The organism is Bacillus sp. AFS001701 (assembly GCF_002559405.1).
Lineage (GTDB): Bacteria > Bacillota > Bacilli > Bacillales > Bacillaceae_G > Gottfriedia.
This window is the reverse complement of record NZ_NTZO01000246.1, coordinates 1-2,601: the sequence shown is the minus strand read 5'-3', so window position 1 is coordinate 2,601 and position 2,601 is coordinate 1. Positions and strand designations below refer to the sequence as shown.

Sequence of the window (2,601 nt, the reverse complement as noted above, 5' to 3'; positions counted from 1 at the left end):
TAGATCCCCCTAAAACATAATTGTTATGTCTTGTATTATAATTAAATATAACAAATAAATCAATCGCTTTTTCAAAAAATTAAGAAGCTAGTAAAAGTTCACTAGCTTCCTGAAATAATTGAATTCTTCTTTGTTACTAGATTATCGTCATTTTTCTTATTCGGCCCGTACCGTTTTTCCCAGTAAAAGTAAACAGGTAGTCCGGTAGCGATAACAATGAATGCAGCTACCATCCCTTGCCATGGAGCCCAAGTAAACGTACCCCAAGCAAGCCATGATGCTCCAATAATGGCTAAAATCGTCGTTAGTCTCCACATTGGCATCCTGTAAATCGGGTTATAGTCCTCCCTCTTACGGCATTTATAAACCGCTACAAAATCCAAAATATTAATCACTAATTGAATTAATGTAAAATAGCCTAGTAAAGTCGTTAAATTAGTTGCAAAAACTAGAATACATGCATAGGTAACTTGAACAATAATTGAAAAACTTGGTGTTTCATACTTTGGATGGACACGACCAAAACGCTGGAAAAACAGCCCGTCCTTCGCCATCGCGTATTCTAACCTAGGCTGAAACATGATACAGGAACTTAGTGATCCTAAAATAACTATAATTGCTGTAATCGCAACAAACGAAGAAGCAATATGAGAAAGTCCTGGTATATACTTAACCGCATCAGAAACAGCTGCACTAGAATTCATCAATTTACTAAAAGGCATTAATCCAATTACGCAGACTGCTAGCAAAGTATATAAGATTAATACAATGAAGACAGAGCTAATCAGTGCACGAGGTAGCNNTTTTTCCCGGATTTTTAAATTCACCTGCCATAAAACAAATGGCGGCCATACCGGTATATGCCCAAGTTGTGGCAGAGACGCCACCAATTAGACTTGTTTTTACCACTTCTCCATGAGACGTATAGGAGAAGTTCCCCGGGTGCATATACATTAAACCTAAAACAATAACAATAATGAACGGAATGATTTTCACAGCGGTAATAATCACTTGAAAAAGCCCGCCCTCTTTTACACTTCGATAATGAATTGAAGTAATGATTAAAATTATCGCAACCCCTAACAACTTGCCAGCAACTCCAGAGAAAAACGGGAAAAAGCTTGCCAAGTATGAAACTACTGCTAGAGCCATAATAGAAATAGATGGTGGATCAAGCGCCCAAAATGTTGCCCACCCATATAAAAAGGCTAATGGTCTCCAGCCTGCTTTATTCAAATAGACGTAACCGCTTCCATTTTCAGGATAAGCAGTTGATAATTCAGCAAGAACCATTACTTGCGGAATAGCGATAATACCGCCAATAATCCAAGCTAAAATAGAAATAGAAGGGGTTCCCGCTGCTTTTGCAACATCACCAGACGAGACAAAGATACCTGATCCTACGGTCGTACCAACAGCAATTGCTAATGCCGACCAAAATCCGAGCTTTCGTGTAAGCGTAGTATTACTCATAAGGGCTCCTCCAAATTTTTAGATTATACAATTCCTAATTCATTTAGTTTCACTAAGGATTTTTTAACAGCATCTATTGGATTTTGATAATAAGTTGACCCCATAATTTCAAGGGTGCATGTCCCATCGTATTGGTGCTTTTGCATGCTTTTTACATATTCTCCCCATTGTAAATCACCATCATCTAAAGCAAGATGAGAATCTGTCTTGCGGTCACCATCTATTAAATGGAAATGACATAACTCAGGAAGCAATAAAAAATAATCATCCGGTGTTTCACCAGCCAGGTTCATTGCAACGGTATCAATCATCCCTTTTAAATAAGGGGACTTTATTTCTTCAATCATTCTCTTTAATTCCCGCGTATTAATAATTAAATTAGATTCGAATTTTGTTAATGGTTCGAGTGCAAGAGTGATACCCTCGTGCTCCGCCACCTTTGTAATTTGATATATTGATTCTCTTGCATATTTCCACGATTCTTCTTTTGTTAGGGAGAAGTCACCTATCCCTGAAGTAATTAACATTTTATCAGTCTCCAATTCCACAGCAGAGTGAATATTTTCAATAAAATAATCAATACTCGTTTTTCGCCAATTCGGATCTGAAGCAGCAAGATTGTAAGGATAAATGCATTGTTCTGGAGTATAGCAGACTATTTCCATACTTCTAGCTTTAATTTCTTTCTTTATCTCTCTCAAATTGCAAAGCAAATTTCTATAAACATAGAGATGTGGTTCACCAGCCCATAATTCAATGCTACTGATGCCTAATTGGTCCATACAATCCAAAAAATATTGGATAGGATAATGCTTGAATGTAATATTCATCCCAGCTATTTTCATTGATTACCTCCTTTCTCTTAAAATCATTTCATTTGTTATGCTTTGTATTATAATCAAGAGTAACATAAAATACAATGAATTTTAAAAATTTTTAATATTCATTTTTAAAATCCTACAAAGTCTAGTACCGTGACAAACTACTCTATAAAAGTCGTACAATTTTTAAACACAAAAAAGGCCTCTACATTACGTAGAAGCCTCATTTCTTTTTATATAATTTGTTGCACAATATTTTAACATTGTATTCTACTATTAAGATAGCACATCCAACACTTTAAAATTC

At 35.7% G+C, this 2,601-nt stretch carries 1 protein-coding gene and 1 pseudogene; both read right to left on the bottom strand.

Annotated elements, in window-relative coordinates:
• Positions 1–101: 101 nt before the first annotated feature.
• Positions 102–1,473 (bottom strand): annotated as a pseudogene (locus tag CN514_RS26855) (amino acid permease).
• 23 nt (positions 1,474–1,496) lie between these two features.
• A complete protein-coding gene (locus CN514_RS16425) occupies positions 1,497–2,318 on the bottom strand; it encodes a sugar phosphate isomerase/epimerase family protein (RefSeq protein WP_098233514.1) in 822 nt (273 codons plus the stop codon).
• Positions 2,319–2,601 lie beyond the last annotated feature (283 nt).